Origin of the sequence: Salinispora oceanensis, from assembly GCF_000383575.1 — a bacterium.
Classification (GTDB): domain Bacteria; phylum Actinomycetota; class Actinomycetes; order Mycobacteriales; family Micromonosporaceae; genus Micromonospora; species Micromonospora oceanensis.
This window is the reverse complement of record NZ_KB911579.1, coordinates 3,423,261-3,444,834: the sequence shown is the minus strand read 5'-3', so window position 1 is coordinate 3,444,834 and position 21,574 is coordinate 3,423,261. Positions and strand designations below refer to the sequence as shown.

Below are 21,574 nucleotides of genomic sequence, written 5' to 3'. Positions count from 1 at the left end.
ATGTCTCCTGGTCTCGTTCGCTCCGCCGGGTCTCCCCGGCCCCCCACGCTCTCATTGCCCCTCGGCCGCGGCGAGCTGACCACACGCTCCGTCGATCTCACGCCCCCGGGTGTCCCGCACTGTGGTGGAGACCCCGGCGGCGCGCAACCGCCGGACGAACTCCCGCTCGACCGGCTTCGGGCTCGCGTCCCAGCGGCTACCCGGAGTGGGGTTGAGCGGGATCAGGTTCACGTGGGCCAACCGGTCGGCCAGTAGCCGCCCAAGCAGGTCGGCTCGCCACGGCTGGTCGTTCACGTCCTTGATCATTGCGTATTCGATCGACACGCGACGTCCCGTGCGGGCCGCGTACTCCCAGGCCGCCTCCAGCACCTCGGACACCTTCCAGCGCTGGTTGACGGGCACGAGTTCGTCGCGCAGCTCATCATCGGGCGCGTGCAGCGACAACGCAAGGGTCACGGAGAGGTCTTCGCTGGCCAGTCTGCGGATAGCAGGGACCAGACCCACCGTGGAAACGGTGATGTGCCGCTGGGACAGCCCCAGCCCCTCCGGTGCGGGCGCCACCAGCCGGCGGATCGCCGCCACCACCCGGTTGTAGTTGGCCAGTGGCTCACCCATCCCCATGAACACCACGCGAGACAGCCGCGGCGGGGACCCGGCGACAGCGCCGGAGGCAGCCACGCCGGCCAGGTAGACCGCCTGGTCGACGATCTCGGCGGTGGAGAGGTTGCGGGTCAGGCCCGCCTGGCCGGTCGCGCAGAAGGGGCAGGCCATCCCGCACCCCGCCTGGCTGGAGAGACAGACCGTCACCCGGTCCGGATAGCCCATCAGTACGCTCTCGACCAGCGAGCCGTCGTGCAGCCGCCAGAGCGCCTTGTGGGTGGCCCCGTCGTCACACGCCAGCTCCCGCACCGGCGTCAACAGGGTGGGCAGCAACTGGTCGGCCAGCTTCTCCCGGGTGGCCGACGGCAGGTCGGTCATCTGCGCTGGATCGCGGACCAGGCGGCCGAAGTAGTGGGTCGACACCTGCCGAGCCCGGAACCGCGGCTCGCCCAGCTCTGCGACCAGAGCCTGGCGACCGGCGAGATCGAAGTCGGCGAGGTGCCGCGGGGGCATCGCCGCGCGGCGGGCAGGGACGTCGGGGTTGACCGGGGTCAAGGGCAGGCTCGTCATGACCCATCCAGTCTGTCACGCCGGAACCGAACCGCACCGCTGTGGATCCGCCAGCCTCGCCCCGGCCCGGCCGGCAAGGCCGATGTAGGCGAGACGTGCCCGGCAGGGGGCACCGGGAAGTCCACGACTCAGCCCGCCACCGGCACGAAGAGCGCAAGCAGCAGGTACGCCGTCGGGAGGGCGAAGAGAACCGAGTCGAGGCGGTCCATCAGGCCGCCGTGCCCCGGCAGCAGGTTACTCATGTCCTTCACCCCGAGGTCTCGTTTGATCATGGACTCGGCCAGGTCGCCCAGGACGGCCGCCGCGGAGACAGCCATCCCGAAGAGCGCCCCCCACCAGGGCGCCACATCGAAGAGCAGCCAGATCAGCAGGGCGCCACCGAGGGCCGCCGCGCCAAGCGAACCCGCCAGTCCCTCCCAGGACTTCTTCGGGCTGATCGTCGGCGCCATCGGATGCCGGCCGAAGTTGGCTCCGGCCGCGTACCCACCGGTGTCGGAGAGCACCACCGCGGCCATTGTCACCAACACCCGCAGCGCCCCGTCCTCCGCCGCCGCCAGCAGTGCGGCGAACCCACCCAGAAACGGTACGTAGACAGCGATCAGGGTGGTCGCGAGGGCGTCCCGGCGGAACCCGGCCAGCCCGTCACCCAGTCGCCACACCAGGGCGCCGAGCACTGTGACGAGCAGGCCGAGGGTCAACGCGTCGGGACCGGCGAACCAGGCCAGCCCGCTCACCAGCACGCTCCCCGCGGCCAGCGGGACCAACGGCGGGTGGACACCCGCGCGACCGACCGCTCGGGTCATCTCCCAACAACCGACCGCCAGCGCCCCCGCGACGACCACCACGAAGGCGAACGGGTAGAGGAAGAGCGGCACGAGGATGAGGGCACCGAGGCCAACCCCCACTCCGATGGCCGCCGGCAGGTTACGGCCGGCCTTGCCGGACGACCGCTGTCGGGCAGCGGCGCCGGTGGCCCGACGCCGTCCCGGCCGACGTCGCCCCCGCGATGGCGGCTGATCAGCCGGATCGTCATCTGAGACGGGCTGAAGCTGGGCCGTGGGGTGCTCAGCACCGACCGGGATGTCCCGGACCGGAGGCTGTTGGGCGGTCAGATAGTCCCGGTCGTCGGCGGGGGCGTGGTGGCCGTTACGGCGGAGCCGGTCGGGCCCACCCGCCGGCTCCGCCGGCGACCAGCCAGGCCGGCCGGTGCCGCCGTGGTCGTAACCGGGGGTTTCTCGACGCCGAGCCATCGCGGTGGCGTCGCGGGTCATCGCACCGGGTTCCGCCTGCGGAGCGCCGCGGGATTCGGCGGGTAGGTCCGGGGCTACGGCGAACCCGCTGCCCCGGACCTCCGGCTCGAGCTCCCGGTCGGGCCACGACGCGGCGGAGGCCGGTCGTTCCGAACCGTGCGGTTCGGCGCTGCGGTATGGATCAACGGGGGACATCACGCACCGGGAGGGGAGACGGAACCGACGACCAGACGCACAACCACAACCATGTCCCCTACCCGAATGATGTTCCCTCTGGTTGACCGACGGGTCGGCCGGTCGATCCCCGTCATTCACCGCTGGGTGCCCGAGAATCGAGCCGAGCCTACTGCACTCGCCACCCCGGCATCCGAAACCGCCTCCACCGCCCCCACCAGCCACCCGGGACGGCCGGCGCGGTGCCGAGCCGCGACAGAAGGGCGGCACCGGCGGCCCCGAAGGGCGTGGTCGCCGGTGCCGCGTCAGCAGTCGGGCAGCGAGGTCAGACCTCGAGCAGCTCGGCTTCCTTATGCTTGATCAATTCGTCCACGGTGCCGACGAAGCGCTGGGTCAGATCGTCCAGCTCCTTCTCGGCACGACGCCCGTCGTCCTCGCCGACCTCACCGGCCTTGACCAGCCGGTCCAGCTCCTCCTTGGCCTTGCGGCGGATGTTGCGGACCGCCACCTTGGCCTCCTCCCCCTTGTGCCGAGCCACCTTGATCATCTCGCGGCGGCGCTCCTCGGTCATCTGCGGGAGCAGAATGCGCAGCTGGTTACCCTCATTGTTGGGGTTTACCCCAAGGTCGGAGTCGCGGATCGCCCGCTCCATGGCGTTGGTCTGCGCGGTGTCGTACGGCTTGATGATCACCATCCGGGGCTCCGGCACCCCGATCGACGCCATCTGCGGCAACGGGGTCGGGCTGCCGTAGTAGTCGATGATGATCTTGGAGAACATGGCGGCGTTGGCGCGGCCCGTACGGATGGCCCCGAACTCCTCCTTGGCGTGCTCGATGGCACGCTCCATCTTCTCCTCGGCCTCGAGGAGGGTTTCGTCGATCACCGTTCTCCTCGCCTCCTTCTATGCTCGTCGTGGCTGGTCGTGTCGGAGGACCGTCGAGGTCGAACCGCTCAGGTAGTGATCAGGGTGCCGATCTTGTCGCCTCCCACGGCCCGGGTAATGGTGTCGTCGCCCTGGGCGCCGAAGACCAACATCGGCAGGCCGTTCTCCATGCAGAGGCTGAACGCGGCGGCGTCGGCAACCCGCAGATTTCGACGAAGCACCTCGGAGAAGGTGATCGAGTCGAACTTGCTGGCAGTCGAGTCGATCCGCGGATCCGCCGTGTAGACGCCGTCCACCCCGTTCTTGCTCATCAGCACCACATCTGCCCGGATCTCCAGGGCACGCTGCGCGGCGACGGTGTCGGTGGAGAAGTAGGGCATACCAGCGCCGGCCCCGAAGATCACTACTCGCCCCTTCTCCAGGTGCCGGATGGCGCGCAGCGGAATGTAGGACTCGGCGACCTGGGCCATCGTGATGGCGCTCTGCACCCGGGTCTCGATGCCCTCCTTCTCCAGAAAGTCCTGGAGGGCGAGGCAGTTCATCACCGTACCGAGCATGCCCATGTAGTCGGCCCGGGCCCGGTCCATCCCCCGCTTCTGCAACTCGGCGCCCCGGAAGAAGTTGCCCCCGCCAACCACCACCGAGACCTGCACACCACGCCGGACCACGGTCGCGATCTGCTGGGCGATGGCCTGGACAACATCGGGATCGACACCGATCGCGCCCCCGCCGAACACCTCGCCGGAGAGCTTCAACACCACCCGACGTGCGCGGCCAGGAGGCGGCGCCGTCGGATCCTCCGCCAGCAGACTCCGGTCACTCACAACCTGTGTCATCCTCCCCGCCCTTCACCATGCGTACGCCGCACACGCCGCGAATTGCCGCCACCGACCCTATGTGACGAGGAGGCCGCGGTGCTTGACACGTACACCGGCGACCTCCTCGTCCATGTTCCCGTCCCGAGCGCCGGCAAGCGCTCGGGCTCGGCTCAGGCCTGGCCGACCTCGAACCGCACGAAGCGGGTGACCTCAACACCGGCCTCGGCCAGAACCTGCCGCACCGGCTTCTTGTTGTCGGTGACCGACGCCTGCTCCAGCAGGACGAAGTCCTTGAAGAAGGAGTTCACCCGGCCCTCGACGATCTTCGGCAGCGCCGCCTCGGGCTTGTTCTCCTCCCGGGCGGTCTGCTCGGCGATGCGCCGCTCGGACTCGACGACCTCCGCCGGCACCTCGTCCCGGCTCAGGTACTGCGGACGCATCGCGGCGATCTGCATCGCCACACCGCGCGCGTCGGCGTCGCCCGCCTCGTCGGTCTTGCCGGTGTACTGCACCAGCACGCCGACGGCCGGGGGCAGATCCTGCGCCTTGCGGTGCAGATAGACCGCGACGGTGCCGTCCAGCTTCGCGAACCGGTTCAGCACCAGCTTCTCGCCGATCTTGGCGGACTGCTCCTGGACCAGCTCGGCGACGCCCTTGCCATCGATCGCACTGGCCAGCAGTTCCTCGGCGTTGCTGACGCCAGTGCGCTCGCCGTGCTCGACCAGCTGCTGGGCCAGCGCGACGAAGCTCTCGGTCTTGGCGACGAAGTCCGTCTCGCAGTTCAGCTCCAGCAGGGCCCTGCCAGAGTGCGCGACCAAGCCGTTGGCGGCGGTCCGGCCAGCCCGCTTGCCGACATCCTTGGCGCCCTTGACGCGCAGAACCTCGACAGCCTTGTCGAAGTCGCCCTCGGCCTCGGTCAACGCCTTCTTGCTGTCCATCATGCCGGCGCCGGTGAGGTCGCGGAGCTTCTTGACATCCGCGGCGGTGAAGTTGGACATGACTCTCTCTTCAGTGGTGAGACTGCGGGTGGGTGGTCTGGATGAAGATGTACCCGGAGCCCCGGCCGCACGGCCGGGGCTGGGCGGGCGGTCACTCCGCGGCGGCTGCCGCCGGCTGCTCTTCGGCCTTCGCCGGCTGCTCTTCGGCCTTCGCCGGCTGCTCGTCGGCCTTCGCCGGCTGCTCGTCGGCCTTCTTCGGCTCCTCGAGCAGCTCGCGCTCCCACTCGGCCAACGGCTCGTCGGTGGCGACCCCCGCCTCCGGCTTCTCGTCGGTGCCCCGACGGCGGCCGGAACGGGCGATCAGGCCATCGGCGACGGCGGCGGCCACGACCTTGGTCAGCAGCTCCGCCGAGCGGATCGCGTCGTCGTTACCCGGAATGGGGTAGTCGACCTCGTCCGGGTCACAGTTGGTGTCGAGCACCGCGATGACCGGAATGCCCAGCTTGCGGGCCTCGTCAACGGCGATGTGCTCCTTCTTCGTGTCGACCACCCAGATCGCGGCCGGGAGCTTCTGCATGTCCCGCAGACCCCCGAGGGTACGCGACAGCTTCCCCTTCTCGCGGTTGAGCTGCAGCGTCTCCTTCTTGGTGTAGCCGGCCGCAGTGCCGCTCAGGTCACCGAGAGCCTCCAGCTCCTTCATCCGCTGGAGCCGCTTGTACACCGTCTGGAAGTTGGTCAGCATGCCGCCGAGCCAGCGGTGGTTGACGTACGGCTGACCGACCCGGGTCGCCTGCTCGGCGATCGCCTCCTGCGCCTGCTTCTTGGTCCCGACGAAGAGGATGCTGCCCCCCTCGGCGACCGTTCCGCGCACGAACTCGTACGCCTTCTCGATGTAGTCGAGGGTCTGGCGCAGGTCGATAATGTAGATACCGTTGCGCTCGGTGAAGATGAAACGCTTCATCTTCGGGTTCCAGCGCCGGGTCTGGTGCCCGAAGTGGACACCACTCTCGAGCAGCTGGCGCATGGTCACGACGGCCATGGTTACTCCTTGCATCCCTGGTTGTTCCGCCCGGCCGGCGGCTGGGCGTCCTGGCGCCCGGTCGTCGGCCGTGGTGGGCCCGACCTAAAGGTCGGGACCAGGGAGCCGCCGCCCCACGGCAAGCCGCGGAGAGGGCGCGCGAGGTCGACCGCGCAAGGCGGTCGCCAGTCGACCAGTGTACGCCACCGCCCACTAACCCCGCGTTCGGGAGTAAGGGCCGCAACGCCGGGATTGTCGTCGGCCCCAACACGGCCGGATTGGCGTTGGCCGGCCGCGTTGGGGCGGGGTCTATTGGTCACATTGAGGCCGGATTGACCGACCGGGCAGGCCCGGGTTTGGCCGGCCGGGGCCCCGGGTTTGGCCGGCTGCCGGACCAGGGTTGACCGGCAACCAGCCCCGCCGGCATTGACCGGCCACGCGGCCGGGCCAGCCAGCGGCCAGCCCGACCAGCGGCTCAGCCGACCGCGAGTGCCGCCGCCACGAAGAGCACCAGGCCGGCGGTGAGATGGGCTGTCGGCGGACGCAGCCAACCGCGACCATCCGGCAACGACAACCCACCGGCCCGCAGCCCGTACAGGCCGATGGCGAAGATCGGCACCCCGCTGACGAGGAACATCCCGGCCAGCACGTTCGCCACCGCCAGCTCCCCGGTCATCCCGTCCAGCAGCACCCGCAGCGCCGGCACCTCGAAGGCCAGCACCAGGACAGCGAAGATGACCGCCAGCGCCGGGCGGCGCGTCCGATAGACACCGTCGCTCGCCGGGGGAGCCGGCGTCGCCGCGGGCGCCGGCGTCGCCGCGGGCGCCAGATCACCGCGCGGCCCGACCGGCGGCATCGCTCCGGTCGGCTGCTCCAACGGGTTCATCGCCTCGTCGGCGGGGCGGTTCGGCTCCACGATCGGATACCCACCCAGCGCGCCCGGCCGCCCCGGCTCCGCGACCGGGCCGGCCCCACCGAAGGCGTCCGCGCTGGAGGCCGAGAGCTGGTCACGTGCCTCCCGCGAGCGCCGCCCCGGCCGGTCAGTAGCGGTGTCGCCGGTGTTCTCCGGATCGGCAGCCCGCCGCGAGCGGCTCGCCCGGTAGCCCTCAGTCTCGGACCGGGCGTCCCCGTACGCGCCCGTGGCGTTGAAACGTCCGGAGTCGTCCTCGCTGATCCGAAACGCACCGGAGTCCTCCGGGCTGCCGAGCCCTCCCCGCCCGTCGCCCAGGTCCCCGTACCGGCTCTTCCCGCCGCCTTGCTCGAGGCCCCGGGGGTCCCCCTCGCTGTAGCGGCTCTCACCCCGCCACGTCGGCTCCTGATAACCCCGCTCCCGGTCGTCGTGGTACCAACGCGACTCCTGATCTTCAGTGAAACTCCGTCGTCCGTCCACGTCGGCACCGTATGCGACCGACTGCCCGGACGCCATTCGCCGGGTGGCCGGCCCCAGCCTGCGCCAACTCACCAATCTTTGGTCATCCGGCTGTCACTCTCCGTATTTGGTGAGGTGGTCCGTTCCAACCCTGGTGTAGGCCACGATCACCGCCGAAGGCGACCTCCTTGACCCGGCGAGAGCATGATCGTCGCCCTCAGCCCGGCGGATGCCCTCAGCAACACGGGACCCTGATCATCGCCCTTAACACGGCGAGAGCTTGATCGTCCGTACGTCCACAGGCGCCTTCGTCGTCCACAGGCACGCCCCGCCGGGACCACAACCCGGAGCCGCCCGGGCACCGTGCCGGGTATGAGCAAACACAACCAGTCGGTGGGCGCATACGGAGAACGCTGCGCCCTCCGACACCTGATCACGGCGGGGCTACAGCCGGTGGCCCGCAACTGGCGCTGCCCGCACGGCGAGATCGACATCATCGCCTGGGACGGCCCGGTCCTCGCTATCTGCGAGGTCAAAACCCGGCGCACCGACGCCTTCGGCACCCCCACCGCGGCCGTGACCGGCACCAAGGCCCGCCGGCTACGTCTCCTCGCCGCCCGCTGGCTCGCCGAGACCGGCACCCGGGCCGACGAGGTGCGCTTCGACGTGCTCTCCATCCGCCTCACCGGTGGCCCGCCCCGCGTCGAGCACCTGAAAGGGGCCTTCTGAGATGAGAGCGCACCGATGAGCTACGCCCGGGTCCGCTGCGTCGGCCTGGTCGGGGTCACCGGGCATGTGCTGCAGGTCGAAGCCGACCTCGCCCCCGGTCTACCCACCGTGGCGATCACCGGCCTACCGGACACCGCCCTACACGAAGCGCGTGACCGCGTCCGGGCCGCGGTGGTCAACTCCGGTCGGGCCTGGCCCAACCGCCGGATCACCATCAACCTGCTCCCCGCCACCCTGCCCAAACACGGCTCCAGCCTCGACCTCGCGATCGCGGTAGCGGTGCTGGGCAGCGCCGGGCAGCTACCGCTGGCCCCGCTGGATCAGGTGGTGCTCCTCGGCGAGCTGGGCCTGGACGGCACCGTCCGCCCCGTCCGCGGTGCCCTGCCCATGGTCGCCGCGGCGGCCCGCGCCGGCCACCACCGAGTGGTCGTTCCCCTCGACAACGCCACCGAGGCGGGCATGATCCCCAGCATCCAGGTCCACCCCGTCCGCAGCCTCCGCCAGTTGGCTGCCTTCCTCACCGACGGCATCCCCCTGCCGCAGCCGCCCCAGGCCACCCCGGCAGACCCCACCCCCACCCTCGACCTGGCCGACATCGCCGGCCAGAGTCTGGGCCGGCGCGCCCTGGAGATCGCCGCCGCCGGCGGCCACCACCTCGCCCTTTTCGGCCCACCCGGCGCCGGCAAGACCATGCTCGCCGAACGGCTCCCGTCCGTCCTGCCCGAACTGCCCGACGACGCCGCGATGGAGGTGACCTCGCTGCACTCGATCGCCGGCCTGATGCCCTCCGGTGGGCAGTTGATCCGACGACCACCGTTCCAGGCGCCGCACCACACCGCCACGGTCTCGGCGTTGGTCGGTGGGGGCTCCGGCCTCGCCCGCCCCGGCGCGGTATCCCTGGCCCACCGGGGCGTACTACTGCTCGACGAAGCTCCCGAATTCGATCGGCGCGCTCTCGACGCCCTCCGGCAGCCACTCGAGCACGGCCGGGTCCGGTTGGCCCGCTCCCGAGGCACCGCCGAATACCCGGCCCGGGTGCAGCTCGTCCTGGCCGCCAACCCCTGCCCCTGCGCCAAGCCGGCCGGGGACATCTCCTGCGACTGCACCCCACTCGCCCGACGCCGCTACCTCGGCCGCCTCTCCGGTCCACTCCTCGACCGGGTCGACATCCAGGTGACCGTGCGGCCGGTACGCGCCGCCGAGCTGATGCAGGTGAGCGCCGGCGGCGAGCCGTCAACCGTGGTGGCCGCCCGGGTCGCGGCAGCCCGCGCGGCGGCCCTCGACCGCTGGTCCCGCCTCGGCCAACGAAGTAACGCCGAACTACCCGGGCCGGTGCTGCGGCGGCCACCCTGGTGCCTGCCCGGCCCGGACCTCCGGGAGCTCCGTGCCCGACTCGACCGGGGATCACTCTCGGCCCGGGGCTTCGACCGGGTCCTCCGGTTGGCGTGGACGATCGCCGACCTGGACGGTCGGCAGCGCCCCGACGCCGAGGACGTCCGAGAGGCGATCGGCCTACGCACCGGGGAAGCGCTGTGAACCCCCGGGGAGCGGCACGGTGACCGCATGGAGAGAGGTCGGCGAGGGCTCCCAGCCGGTGGGCAGTCCGGAGCCGGCCGCGATACGACACCCGACGGGTGACCAATCCGCGGCGGCGCTCGACGCCGACCGCCTCGCCCGGGTGGCGCTGACCTGGATCGCCGAACCGGGTAACCGCTCCGTCTTCAACCTGGTCGAGCAGCACGGCGCGGTTGGCGCGCTGACCCTGCTACGGGAGGGCGGCGCCCCCGAGGAGGCCCTGCGGCAAAGCGTGGCAGCCCGACTCTCGGCCGGAGACCCGCTGGCCGTAGCCGCAGCGGCGATGGAGCGCGCCGACCGCCTCGGCGCCCGGCTGGTGACGCCGGCCGACGACGAGTGGCCATGGCCCGTCGCCGACCTACACCGCCTCGTGCTGGCGGGTTCGACCCGCCGGGTCGACCGGGAGACCGCACCACCGCTCTGCTTCTGGGTGCGGGGCGGGCACCCCCTGGCCGAGACGTTGGACCGGTCGGTCGCGGTGGTGGGCGCCCGGGCCGCGACCGGCTACGGCCTCCACGTGGGCACCGAGCTGGCGGACGGACTGGCCGAACGGGGTTGGACGGTCGTGTCGGGCGGGGCGTTCGGAATCGACGCCGCCGCGCACCGGGGGGCGCTGACCGCCGGCGGGTTGACCGTCTCCGTGCTCGCCTGCGGCCTGGACAGGCCGTACCCGACGGGCAACACCGCCCTCTTCGACCGGATCGCCGACACCGGGCTGCTGGTCAGCGAGTGGATACCGGGAGCGGATCCGCTGCGGCCCCGGTTCCTGATCCGCAACCGGGTGATCGCCGCGGCGACCCGGGGCAGCGTGCTGGTCGAGGCCGCCGCCCGCAGCGGAGCGACCCAGACGATGCACCGGGCCCTGGCGATCGCCCGGCCGGCGATGGTGGTGCCCGGCCCGGTCACCTCCACCATGTCCGTCGGGGCGCACGAGTTGCTTCGGCAGTACCCGGAGGCCCGGCTGGTCGTCTCCCCCGCGCAGGTGCTCGAGGAGGTGGGTCGCATCGGCGGGGACCTGGCACCGCAGGTCCGGGGTCCCGTGCGGGTCCGAGACCAGCTCGACGACGAGTCCACGATGGTGCTGGAGGCGCTGCCCCGGCGGGGCGTGCGCGGAGTTGATGACATCGCCGCCCGGTCCGGGGTCGGGGCCCGGACAGCGCTACGCAAGCTGGCCCTCCTTGAGGAGCTGGGCCTGGTCAGCCGACGCGGCGACGGATACGCGCTCTCGCCCCCGCTGACGCGGCAGGTCCGTTGATGCCTCAGGAGGCGTCAACGCCGCAGGAGCCGTCGGGGCCGCAGCGGCCGGCAAAGCGCCCGTAGGCTGTTCGGGTGCACGCCGACAAGCAGCTCACCATCGGTCCACCGGGCCGGCTCACCCGCTGGTGCGAGGCCCGCCGGTGAAGCGAGGCGAAGCGACCCGGGCCCGGCACGCGGCGCTGCCCGCGCCGCTACGCGAGGCGGCGGACGACTTCGCGACCCAGCTGGCCCAGGTCCAGGACCGCTCCACCCACACCGTCCGGGCGTACGTCGCCGATGTCATCAGCCTGCTCGACCACGCCGTACGGGCGGGAGCCCGGACCCCCGCCGACCTGACGCTGGCACAGATCCGCAGCTGGCTGGCCCGGCAGCGCACGACGGGAGCCGCCCGGACCACAATGGCCCGAAGGGCCGCCGCGGCCCGCACCTTCAGCACCTGGGCGCACCGCGACGGCCGGCTGCCGACCGACATCGCCGCCGGCCTGGCCAGTCCCCGCGCCCACCGGGAGCTACCCGCCGTACTCCCGGTTGATCAGGCCGCCGCCCTGTTGGAGGCGGCGCACGCGGCACCCCAGGAGCAGCTGACCGACGACGTTCCGCCAGAGACCGCCGACCCGGCCCGGCTGCGAGACCACCTGCTGCTGGAGCTGCTGTACGCGACCGGGGTCCGGGTCAGTGAGGCGTGCGGGCTTGACGTCGCGGACCTGGACCCGGGCCGGCGGGTGCTCCGGGTGTTCGGCAAAGGGGGTCGGGAACGCAGCGTGCCCTACGGAATCCCGGCGCAACGGGCGCTCGACGCGTGGCTACGCCACGGCCGTCCCCGGCTGGTCGGCGCTCGGTCAGCGAACGCACTGCTGCTCGGGGCGCGGGGCGGCCGGCTCAACCCGACCACTGCACGGGGGATCGTCCGCCGGTACGCCACCGCGGCGGGCCTGCCCCGGACCAGCCCGCACGGGCTGCGGCACGCGGCGGCCACCCACCTGTTGGAGGGGGGCGCGGACCTGCGGGCGGTGCAGGAACTCCTCGGGCACTCCTCGCTGGCCAGTACCCAGATCTACACCCACGTGTCGGTCGAGCGGCTGCGGGCCGCGTACCGGCAGGCCCACCCCCGGGCGTGAGCCGGCGGGCCCGTCGCGATGTTCGCCCGTCGAACCTGCGGGGTGCGCCAGGGCAGGCACCGCCACGACGCTCCCGCGGTCGCAGCGGCCAACCACTGACGCGAACGGGCTACGTACCCAGCCACTCGGCGTGGGGACGTAGCCCGTGCTTGGCGGGGCTCCCGTTACTCCGGGACAACACCCTCCTCATCCCAGGTGGCGCCCTCCTCGGTGGGAAGCGCCCACTCCTCAGTCTGCTGGAGCCCCTCCTCGGTGGGGAGCGCCCAGTCTTCGGTCCACAGCGGCCCGGTGTCCGTCGGCGCAGACCACTCGTCGGTCCACAGCGGTCCCGTGGTCGGTGCGGACCACTCGTCGGTCCGCAGGGGTCCCGTGGTCGGTGCGGACCACTCGTCGGTCCGCAGCGGCTCCTCCTCGTTCAGAAGGACATCCCGGTCGGTCCACCCATCTCCGCCAACGGCCTGAAGAATCGCATGCTGGTAGCGGCCCGCCGCCTCCCTACTCGTGAAAGCCGTGCACGAGGTGACCTGCCGGGTTTCGGTGATCTCAGGCGAGAACCAGTCGTAGATATCTGTTTCCCCGGCCTCCGCTGTCGCTGGCGATCCGGTCTTCAGTCGATAACCCGCCTGCTGACATACCTGGTCTTGCGGCCGAATCAGATGCCATGCGGCGGCGGCGTCAAAAATCGGGTACGCGGGGCCGAAGTCTATCTCCTTCAGCATCTCCAGGCGCGGCATCGACGACTCGCCGTAGAAACGCGCGAGCGGGTCCGTACTGGTGGCCAGCCGCTCCAACTCCGGAATCGGGATCGGCGCCAGCGAGGAGAGGTCGAAGGTGATGGCCGTGAAAGGAATATTCGTTTCGTCTAGGAGGATCTGCTCGGCACGCGGGTCCATGATGTAGTTGAAGTCAACCAGCGGGGTGCCGAAAATCTCGAACACCGTCGTCGGCTTACTGCCAACGAGGGCGACGATCCGGGAGATGAGAGAGGCCTCTTCCGGAAAGTTCATGGTCAGACACGCCACGTCAGTCAACGGACCGATCGCCAGGATCGTGAGCCCGCCGGTCTCCCGCAGTTGGTCGGCCATGAACCGGACGCCATCGTTGACGCAGGTGCCGGTCAGATCCGCGCCGCCGGTGGTCTGCTGGGCCTCGACCGGCAACCAGACCTCCGCCCCCTGCACCACGGGTATATCGGCACCGAGTGCATCAACCGTCGCCTGGGCGGTGACCACAGTGGGCGTAGCCATCGAGTTTCCCATGGTCACCACAACGCCTCGCACATCAACCCCGTGCGCCAACGCAAGGGCGAGCGCGTACGAGTCGTCAATGTCCGGGACCGAGGTGGACATACCGTTACGGGAGCCCGTGGTCAGCCCCATCGACATATCGGTAGAGAAAAGCACTGGCTCACGTTGCCGATCACCCCGATGCTGAGGCTCCACGGAAGGGGGAACCGACGGGACATAGCGGCCACGATCGGGGGCACCCCAACCATCATTCTGCACTGACGGGGAACTCTCCGGCGCCAACGGCGACGTGGGCTCGGCGAGCGCGTGCGGCATACTGCCCGCGACACCGACAGCCACCGTGCAGGCAAGCGCCCCGGCAGCAATCGTGGACGCGCGCCTCTTCGTCGGACGTACCATTTTCCACATCAGCATCACTTCCTGGGTGTGAAGATTTGCGTCTCGGAACCCCCTTGTTTCAGCCGGCGCAGTGGACTCGAAGTTCCGCCGACACCAAGCGATACCGGTAGTGCACACCCTTACGACACCTGAGCCGGATGCAACAGCTACGCGAGGTCTGTTCACGAGCACCGTCAGGCGTCACAGTATCCCGCATTTGGGCGGTATCGTGGGTCTATCTCGGTTTCGACTGGATCGGGTGGGTCTGCTGCGCCGATCGGTGACATCCGAGATGGCTTGCCCCACGCGGGCGGGCTGGAAGGATGTTGCTGCGCCCAAGCCCACCCCGAGGGTTCCGTGATGCCGTCGCGCTGGTTGCTCGTGACTGCGAGCGGGCGGTCCGGAACAAGGTCGAGCTCTGCCTCACCTCGACCTACGCCTCCTGGGCCAACCCGATCGAGGCCCAGTTCGGGCCGCTACGCACCTTCGTCATCGCCGGCTGAACCACCCCAACCACCCCGCGCTGACGCGGCTGCTGCGTACCTGCGCTGGCGCAACGCCAACGCCCGCCACCCCGACGCCCTGGCCGCCCAACGCCACGAACGCGCCGCATCCGCAGCGAACGACAACGACGATGGGGCCAGCCAGCTACCCCGAACAGCCTGACCCCAACACCGCAAACGTTCGTGGCTACGGCACTAGCTAGTGCCTCGTCATGCAGCCTTGAACGGGTCCGGATGGTAGCTCTTGGAGCCGATGACGAAGAGATCTTCCGGCTTCACGTCGTGGCCACGAAACGATCGAGGCGAAGTCCCAGCCGCCACCTAACACCTCGACCACATCCCACGACGACCTCTTGGTGTTCACCAGCCTTCCCCATGAGATCTGGCGCCAGATCTGGCTGAATGACCTAATCATGCCGGGTAGTTCGCAGCGCAGCCGGACTCATCGCGAATCTCCCTGGGATCACGCGCATCCGCTCCATTGCGCTCGGGGCGGTACGCGTAGCGGACGCTACGGGGGTCCGCGCCGGCAGGATATCTTGGCGCCTTCGAAACCGATACTACGCCCTCCACTGCATGTTGACTCCCCACGTCAAGCTGCAGGCTGACTCCTAATTTCTCCGGAAGCTCGATATTCGAGCCCGCCACCACAGCAGTCGTCCGGAATCCACTACTGTCTCCAAGCGCAATCCAACCATTCGCCACCGACTCGCGAGTCGGATCCTGCGCCTTCCAGTAGGTGAACTGCATCGAATCAGGGTCATAGTTGGGCTCCTGCCCGGACAATAGATTATCGTATGCCTCAACCCCCACCACTCGTTCACCGTCACACAACGGCGCATAGACGTAGAGTTGGTCACCGATCTGCGCAACCCCGACCGCGTAATAGTCATGACTGGGCAAGAACACACCACAACCGGAGATTAGCAGCAAACTCGCGAGGCAAGCGGTGAATCGCATTCTCAACAGGTGTAACCTCCCCCTCCACCGCTGGCAGCTTCGGCCGCTGCCTCATATCTGTTACAGCCTCCGCCAATCCAGACATCGATCACCTCGGCACCATAGTATAGCACCGGGAACCCGTAACCATGCTTATTCCATTGATGGTCACGGTGGTACTTCTCGTGAGTTGCGAGCTTCTTACTAACGTCCCCAGGGGCCACGTCGGTAACGAATGTCGTGCCGTACATGGTGCCACCCCTGGCCTTAATCGGCAACCACCCCTGCTGACATATCCATAGTTCGCGCCGATATTCACAATTCCCGCCCGTACTCTTCACCACCCCTCGCGTGGCCCATCCGATGTTGCGTGATTGGGCCGTTGACACGAATCGCTTCCCTAACTGGAGAACCAATTTCAGCCGACTCGGCTTCTCTTTTTTGTCGGGCGTAGAGCCTTTCGAATCGGAGCTACCGGGTGTCGGCGAGGGCGCGGGTAACGGTGCCGGACGCGGCTTGGGGAGTTGTGGCTGCCTTGGCGGTTTGCCGGTAATTACGGTTTTACCACCGTACTTGTAGGCGCGACGGCCACCGCCGTAGACACCACCCTCTTCGAAGTACAGGCCACTGGGGTCGCTGTAGGTGGTGGGGTTGTTGTTGGCGTACGCGTACCCATTGATCTGCTGCGGAACGTTGATGTCGATGATCGGGTCAACGGAGATGAACCGGCCTGCCACCGGGTCGTACTCTCGGGCACCGATGTTGATCAGGCCGGTCGTGGAGTCGATGGTCCCGTTGACGAAGCCCTTCTCCGTCGGCCACTCCCCCGGCTCGGCGCCGCGGATTTCACCGTATGGGGTCGTCCGTCGGTGGGTGATCTCGCCGGCCTCGTCGACCGTCGCCTGGCCGGTGCCGTGGTGATCGTTGGCTACATACCGGAGACCGTCGACCTTGCGGACCAGGGTGCTGCCACCGGGCAGCGGGTAGTAGCGGCTTGCTGCCGTGGACCGGGATTGGTGGTCCAGCCGGATCTCCATTTCCAGCAGATAGAGCGTGGTCGCGTCCGGCTCCTTGCGGAGCATCCGCGAACCGTCCACGTCGTAGAGGAAGCTGGTCTTCGTCCCGTCGGCGTCCGTGACCGACTCCAGGTTGCCCTCGGCGTCCCAGACCAGGGTCTGGTCCTCACCGGTCTTCATACGCTTCGTCGTGTTACCGGTCGCGTCGTACTCGTAGGAGTGCAGCCGGTCGCCCTGCGGAGTCTTCTCCGTCATCTCCCGGAGCGTGTGCGGCTGCGCTTCGCCGGCGGCCGGATAGCTGTAGCTGCGCTCGATCAATGGGGTGCCGCTGGTCGAGTACTGGGTCTCGGTCGTGCGGTTACCAGTCGCGTCGAAGGTGTAGGCGTGGTGGTAGGGCGCTAGACCGCCCACACCAGTCACCGATGGGCCACCCGCACACGGGTCCTCGGCGGCGCTCGCCGACGTCCAGGCCTGCTCCATGCGGCGCAGGTAGTCGTAGGTGAAGCACTGCGTGTCCCGGGTGCCGGACGGGTTGTTGGCGATGCGCGAAATATTGCCGGCCGGGTCGTACGTGTAGCGGGCGTCAATGTCGACGACCGGGGCCATCAGGCGGTCCAGTCGTTGGCGGGTGAGCCGCTTGGTGCCCTGCTCGTACTCGTAGGTCGACCACACCTTCCGGCTACCCACCACCGCTTCGGTTTGCAGGACCTCACCGGTACTGGCGTAGTCGACGTCGGTCACGTAGGCGGCGTCACCCGTCATCGCCGTGACACGTTCGAGGTCGTCATAGGTGTAGACGACAGTTTCGAAGGGCAGGCCGCCCCCGTCGGACCAGGACCTCGACTGGACGGTGCCGTCGGAGTTGTACTCGGTGCCGAAGGTGTAGAGGCCGGCCAGTTCCGCGCCGGCATGCTCCGGCACGGAGATGTAGGTGCCGGCCGGGCGGTAGAACTCGTCGTAGATCGAGTAGTAGGTGGCGTACTCGTGCCCCTCGACCCACCGACTTGCCGACGAGATGTGGCCGAGCATCTCCAGGTCGTAGGTCCAACTGCTCAGCAGCTCACCGGTTTCGGCCGAGCCCTGGTACACGGCGCTCTTGCGACCGATCTGGTCGTAGGTGGTGCTGATCGTCTGGTCCAGGGCGTCGGTGGTGCTGGTGATCCGGTCCAGATCATCATAGATGAACGTCGACCTACCCGAGTCCGGGTCGACCGAGCTGCTCTTCCGGCCAAGTTGGTCGTACTCGTGCGTCCAGACGTTCCCGGCCGGATCGGTGACCGTTTCAAGCCGCCCAGCTTCGTTGTAGGCGTACGTGGTTGCGTCGAAGTCGCCCGACGGTTCGCTGCCCTTGTACTGCCGTAGCTCGGTTGTCTTGCCCAGCGCGTTCGTAATAGTGGTGGTGGGAGTGTCGCCGGCCGGCGGATCCACGGATACTCGGTCACCGCCGTGGGTGGTCGTGGTGCGCCACTTCTCGTTGCCAGCGACAGCGAAGATCTCGGCCTTGACCCGATCCGCGCCGTCGTAGACGTAGATCTTCTGGCCGTTCACGTCGCCGTTCACGGCCGGGTAAATCACGTCGGTGGGTGCACCGGCGACGGTGTAGGTCTCGTACTCCTTCGCGATTTGCCCAGTCGCGGTGTAGAAAGTATCAGTGATCGCACGGGTACCGTCCGGACCCTCCGACTGCACCTGCCGGGGCCGAAGCAGCCCGTCATGCAGCTGGTACTCGACGCGGTAGGAGCCATCGACCTGCCACCGCTCGGTCTTGACGGCGACCGGCTTGTCGGTGCGGACCAGATAGGTGAACCGGATACTCGGTGCGAGTCCGCTGAGACCCGAACGGTCCGGCAACCAGACCTTGACCAGCCGGCCCAACCCGTCGTACTCCAGCTCAGTCTCCAAACCGTTCGCGTCCACCTGACTCACCGGGAGGAGGTCCCAGGCAGGGGTGTACTCGACGGTCGTGGTGTGCTGCAGCGGATTGGTCGTCTTAACAAGGGTGGTCAAGCCGTCGGTCTCGGTGTACTCCGTGGTCGTGACCGCGCCCAGAGCGTCGACCGTTGTCAGTTGCCGCCCGTACTCGTCGAAGGTTGCCTCAGACTCGCGGATGTAGGTCGGTGACGTGCCGTCGTGGCTCTTGAGCCGCTCGGTCCGGGTCGGGTTACCCAGCGTCGGCGGTTCACCGAACGCCTGGCCGTCGTAGCTGGTCCTGTTGTCGGAGATGACCTGCTTGCTGCGGTCGGGGGTGACGGAGCACCTCACCGACACTGACTCGACACGCGAAACTAGGTCGTGTAGTTGACGCGTGGGGTTGTCGGCGTAGGTGGTGCGGCTGCACGACTCATCGCCGGTGACCGCGATGTCGCCCTCGTCGTCAGTCTGGGTCACTCGGCCGAAGCTCGTGTCGAAGGTCGACGTCTGCTTCGTCTCCCGCCAGCCGCCGGCCGCCAGCGCGACCAGGCTCCGGGTTTGGGTGGTGTTGACAAACCAGGCTTTCTTACTGCCCCAGCTGTGGGTCTCCGTCGCGGTGTTGTGCCGCCACGGAGTCGCGATCTCCTTGCTCACCACCTCGGCGCCGTCGTGGACGATGCTCTCCACCTGGTGGCCGGAGAACTCGTCGTGGTCGGTGTGGGTGCCGCCGGTGGAGTCGGTCACGGTGACCGTGCGAGTACCACCGTCCGGATCCTTGTCACCATGCATGCCCCGCAGGTAGCGGTACTCCGTTTTGGTTGTCTGAACCTGGCCGTCACCGGAGGTGACGACCACCCGGCCGTAGCCGCGCCAGTTATTCCAGGTCAGGTCCTTTGGATCGGTGATCCCGTCCGGGTCGGCGTGCCGCCACGCCGCCCCGTCCAGATACTGGTAACGGGTCACCATGTCCGGGGCGCCACCGGTGCGGTCGGTCTCGACGACCTGCTCGACGACATACTTGTGGAACCAGTCGGTAATCGGGTCGCCGCTGCCGAGCGGGTTCCACCGCACCGGATAGCAGCGGCGGGTGCTGTTGCCCGGGGTGGGCAGGTTGGACAGGGTGCAGTCCGGGGTGGCGTAGTTGACATCGATCTGCCCGCCGGCTTCGGTCCAGACCGTGGCTAGTCGGAAACGCACCAGCGGGGCGATGTGGTCACCGTTACGGTCGATTCGGTTGGGCAGCTGCAGACCCCCCAGCTCCACCGATGGCATGGCGATATCCACGCCGGGACCATAGAGGCCCGTGTGAGTGATCTTGTGAAGCCAGAGGGTCCGGGACCCGTCACCGTTGTCGGTGAGGAGGTGGTCGAGCTTCCAGTGGTCCACCGCCGCCCAGTCGGCGCCCTCGCGGATCTCCGTGGTGATGCCGGTCAGCCGGGCCCGGGTCCAGAAACTCGGGGCGATCTGGTCCAGCGCGCACTTGGTGTTCGCGGCACAGTTGCGGTCGAACGGCACATCAGGCCAGTGCGGTGCAGTGGTGTCGTTAAGGTCCTGCGGGTCACAGTCGATGTCCCCGCTGGGCAGGCACCGTTCCTTCGTGTCGAAACGGACCCGGGCCGGAGCATCGGTCGTGTAGACCGCCTCATGCCGCTGCCCATAGTCGATGCGCTTGAGCCAACCGCCGCGCACGTACGGCACACCATTAACGTCAGTGCGCCCACCCCGTGCGTAGTGATTTATCTCTTGTTGGTAGAAGTAGGAACTGACGTTGCCGTGCCGGTCTTTGACGTAGTCGAGGCTCCACCGCCACGCCTGGTCACAGTGGGCCGAGGTGAAGGTCTCGTCGTAGCACGGCTCACCCTTGTCGTCGCCGTAGATCGGCATCGTCCACGTCGACTTGGTCTCCTCCTTGCCGGAGGTCCAGCCGGGAAGCCGGTTCAGGCCGAAGTAGTACTCGGTGCCGTCGGTGGCGGTGACCTTCCAGTACTCGCCGTTGTTGTCACCGTTGACCGCACCGGTGAACCGCTCGACCTTCGACCCGTCGTCGGCCGCGAACCGCCAGGTGTCACCGGACTTGACCAGCTCCGTCGACTGGCCGTTGAGCAAGATGGTCGCGTTGTCGTACGCCCAACACTGGTCGGCGTACCGCTCGTGCCCGTCCTTCGAGCACGGCTTGTACCGACGCTCGATGTGGCCCGGTTCGTAGTTGAAGCCCTCACCGATCCACGAGCCCTGATTGTTCGTCGCTGCCGTCCGACCATCAGTCGACTGTGACGAGTAGGCGAGCGTGATCGGCGGCGCGCCACCCCCCGGCACCGGCGGGGTACGCAGCGGATAGGTCCAGGAGAAGCCACCCGCTGATTGGCCGACCGACCACTTGGCCGACGGTGCCAGCTTCGTCGCACTGTAGTCGCCCTGCGACGAGGCGTCGTCGGCGACCATGGCGACCAGCGCACCGGTACGCACCTCGGCGGAGAGCGTCTTCGACACGTTGTCGTTGGACGTGGGCACGGGCGTGGCAACGCACTGCGCCTGCTCGGGTGTGGTCAGGGCGCACTCCGGTAGCTGGGCCAACCGCAGCCGTGCCCCAAAATCCCCACCGTAGGCACCCGCGATGCCCGCGTAGCCGAGGCCGAGTCGGACCGTGCCGTCGGTGGACCGGCCGTCGTTTCTAGTGACGCGGACGAGCGGACCGTCCACCTTCGCTTTTTTAGTGGCGCCGCGGTCGAGCACCTCGACCCGCACCTTGCTGGGGACGGGATCAGTGTCACGGTCCCGGTGTGCCGACGCCTTGGGCGTCGCGTCGGTCGTCTCCGGTGCCGGCGACACCGAAACCGGCAGTCCACCAATGTCCGTGGTCTCAGCGGACATGACAGCGGTCTCGGCCGGCACGACGGCGGTCTCGGCCCGCATGACGGCGCTGGCGGGGGCGCTGACCGCCGCGGTGGTCGGTACCTTGATGTCCGCGACCCCGGCTGCGGGCCAGGTGACTGCATCTGGTTCGGTGGCGGCCGCGATCACCGCTGGGTTCGCCGTACGTGGCTTGACCGGCAGCGGATCTCGCGTCGGCAGGATCTTCCCCGGGTCGGTGGTGGCGGGCCGGCTCAGGCTCGGCTCAGCCGCGACGGGCGGCGCCGCGACCTGGATGAGGCTGGCCCCCATAACGCCAGCCATCGCCCAGGCGACCGGTCGCACGATGCGGCGGTTGAGTCGGCCGGGCCGGGCCAGATGTCGGGAGAACATCACCCCTCCAAGGGGTCGAGGAACATCAGAAGGAAGGC

Annotated in this window: 13 protein-coding genes and 2 pseudogenes; 5 read left to right on the top strand and 10 right to left on the bottom strand. The window is 68.8% G+C overall.

The window, feature by feature from the left end:
* Nucleotides 1-51 precede the first annotated feature (51 nt).
* The 7 genes from rlmN to SALPAC4_RS0116035 all read right to left on the bottom strand — a co-directional run bounded on the left by rlmN (nt 52) and on the right by SALPAC4_RS0116035 (nt 7,677).
* Nucleotides 52-1,170, bottom strand: coding sequence for a 23S rRNA (adenine(2503)-C(2))-methyltransferase RlmN (rlmN, locus tag SALPAC4_RS0116065; RefSeq protein ID WP_019871184.1), 1,119 nt, complete (start codon nt 1,168-1,170; stop codon nt 52-54).
* A 128-nt stretch (nt 1,171-1,298) separates the two neighbouring features.
* Entirely contained in the window at nt 1,299-2,615 is a 1,317-nt protein-coding gene (locus tag SALPAC4_RS0116060; protein WP_019871183.1) for a phosphatidate cytidylyltransferase, read from the bottom strand.
* A 304-nt stretch (nt 2,616-2,919) separates the two neighbouring features.
* Nucleotides 2,920-3,477, bottom strand: coding sequence for a ribosome recycling factor (gene frr, locus SALPAC4_RS0116055; protein WP_018729933.1), 558 nt, complete (start codon nt 3,475-3,477; stop codon nt 2,920-2,922).
* 68 nt (nt 3,478-3,545) lie between these two features.
* On the bottom strand, nt 3,546-4,313 hold the full coding sequence (gene pyrH, locus SALPAC4_RS0116050; protein ID WP_033661872.1) for a UMP kinase: 768 nt from the start codon (nt 4,311-4,313) through the stop codon (nt 3,546-3,548).
* 152 nt (nt 4,314-4,465) lie between these two features.
* Nucleotides 4,466-5,293 carry a translation elongation factor Ts gene (gene tsf / locus SALPAC4_RS0116045; protein ID WP_018736066.1) on the bottom strand — a complete coding sequence of 276 codons (828 nt, stop codon included), beginning with the start codon at nt 5,291-5,293 and terminating at the stop codon, nt 4,466-4,468.
* Between the two features lie 91 nt (nt 5,294-5,384).
* Nucleotides 5,385-6,272, bottom strand: coding sequence for a 30S ribosomal protein S2 (rpsB, locus tag SALPAC4_RS0116040; RefSeq protein ID WP_019871182.1), 888 nt, complete (start codon nt 6,270-6,272; stop codon nt 5,385-5,387).
* A 454-nt stretch (nt 6,273-6,726) separates the two neighbouring features.
* Nucleotides 6,727-7,677 (bottom strand): hypothetical protein, encoded by a 951-nt coding sequence (locus SALPAC4_RS0116035; protein WP_027644431.1) that lies wholly within the window; start codon nt 7,675-7,677, stop codon nt 6,727-6,729.
* Between the two features lie 315 nt (nt 7,678-7,992).
* On the opposite strand from SALPAC4_RS0116035, the gene SALPAC4_RS0116030 reads away from it, so the two are divergent.
* From SALPAC4_RS0116030 to SALPAC4_RS0116015, 4 genes and pseudogenes are all read left to right on the top strand, one after another.
* Nucleotides 7,993-8,349 (top strand): YraN family protein, encoded by a 357-nt coding sequence (locus SALPAC4_RS0116030; protein WP_019871181.1) that lies wholly within the window; start codon nt 7,993-7,995, stop codon nt 8,347-8,349.
* A 15-nt stretch (nt 8,350-8,364) separates the two neighbouring features.
* Nucleotides 8,365-9,885 (top strand): YifB family Mg chelatase-like AAA ATPase, encoded by a 1,521-nt coding sequence (locus tag SALPAC4_RS0116025; protein WP_019871180.1) that lies wholly within the window; start codon nt 8,365-8,367, stop codon nt 9,883-9,885.
* A gap of 19 nt (nt 9,886-9,904) precedes the next feature.
* Nucleotides 9,905-11,244: pseudogene (locus tag SALPAC4_RS0116020) on the top strand (DNA-processing protein DprA).
* Between the two features lie 77 nt (nt 11,245-11,321).
* Nucleotides 11,322-12,299, top strand: a complete 978-nt coding sequence (locus SALPAC4_RS0116015) for a tyrosine-type recombinase/integrase (RefSeq protein WP_027644433.1) — start codon at nt 11,322-11,324, stop codon at nt 12,297-12,299.
* Between the two features lie 164 nt (nt 12,300-12,463).
* Here the strand turns inward: SALPAC4_RS0116015 and SALPAC4_RS0116010 are convergent, their stop codons facing one another.
* A complete protein-coding gene (locus tag SALPAC4_RS0116010) occupies nt 12,464-13,684 on the bottom strand; it encodes a nucleoside hydrolase (RefSeq protein ID WP_019871177.1) in 1,221 nt (406 codons plus the stop codon).
* Between the two features lie 635 nt (nt 13,685-14,319).
* Here SALPAC4_RS0116010 and SALPAC4_RS28550 point away from each other — a divergent pair.
* Nucleotides 14,320-14,577: pseudogene (locus SALPAC4_RS28550) on the top strand (IS630 family transposase); the annotation flags it as partial.
* Between the two features lie 261 nt (nt 14,578-14,838).
* On the opposite strand, the gene SALPAC4_RS26650 reads toward SALPAC4_RS28550, so the two are convergent.
* Nucleotides 14,839-15,360, bottom strand: a complete 522-nt coding sequence (locus SALPAC4_RS26650) for a hypothetical protein (RefSeq protein ID WP_223874767.1) — start codon at nt 15,358-15,360, stop codon at nt 14,839-14,841.
* Between the two features lie 29 nt (nt 15,361-15,389).
* Nucleotides 15,390-21,536: an RHS repeat domain-containing protein gene (locus SALPAC4_RS25365; protein WP_223874766.1), complete on the bottom strand. Its 6,147-nt coding sequence runs from the start codon at nt 21,534-21,536 to the stop codon at nt 15,390-15,392.
* Nucleotides 21,537-21,574 lie beyond the last annotated feature (38 nt).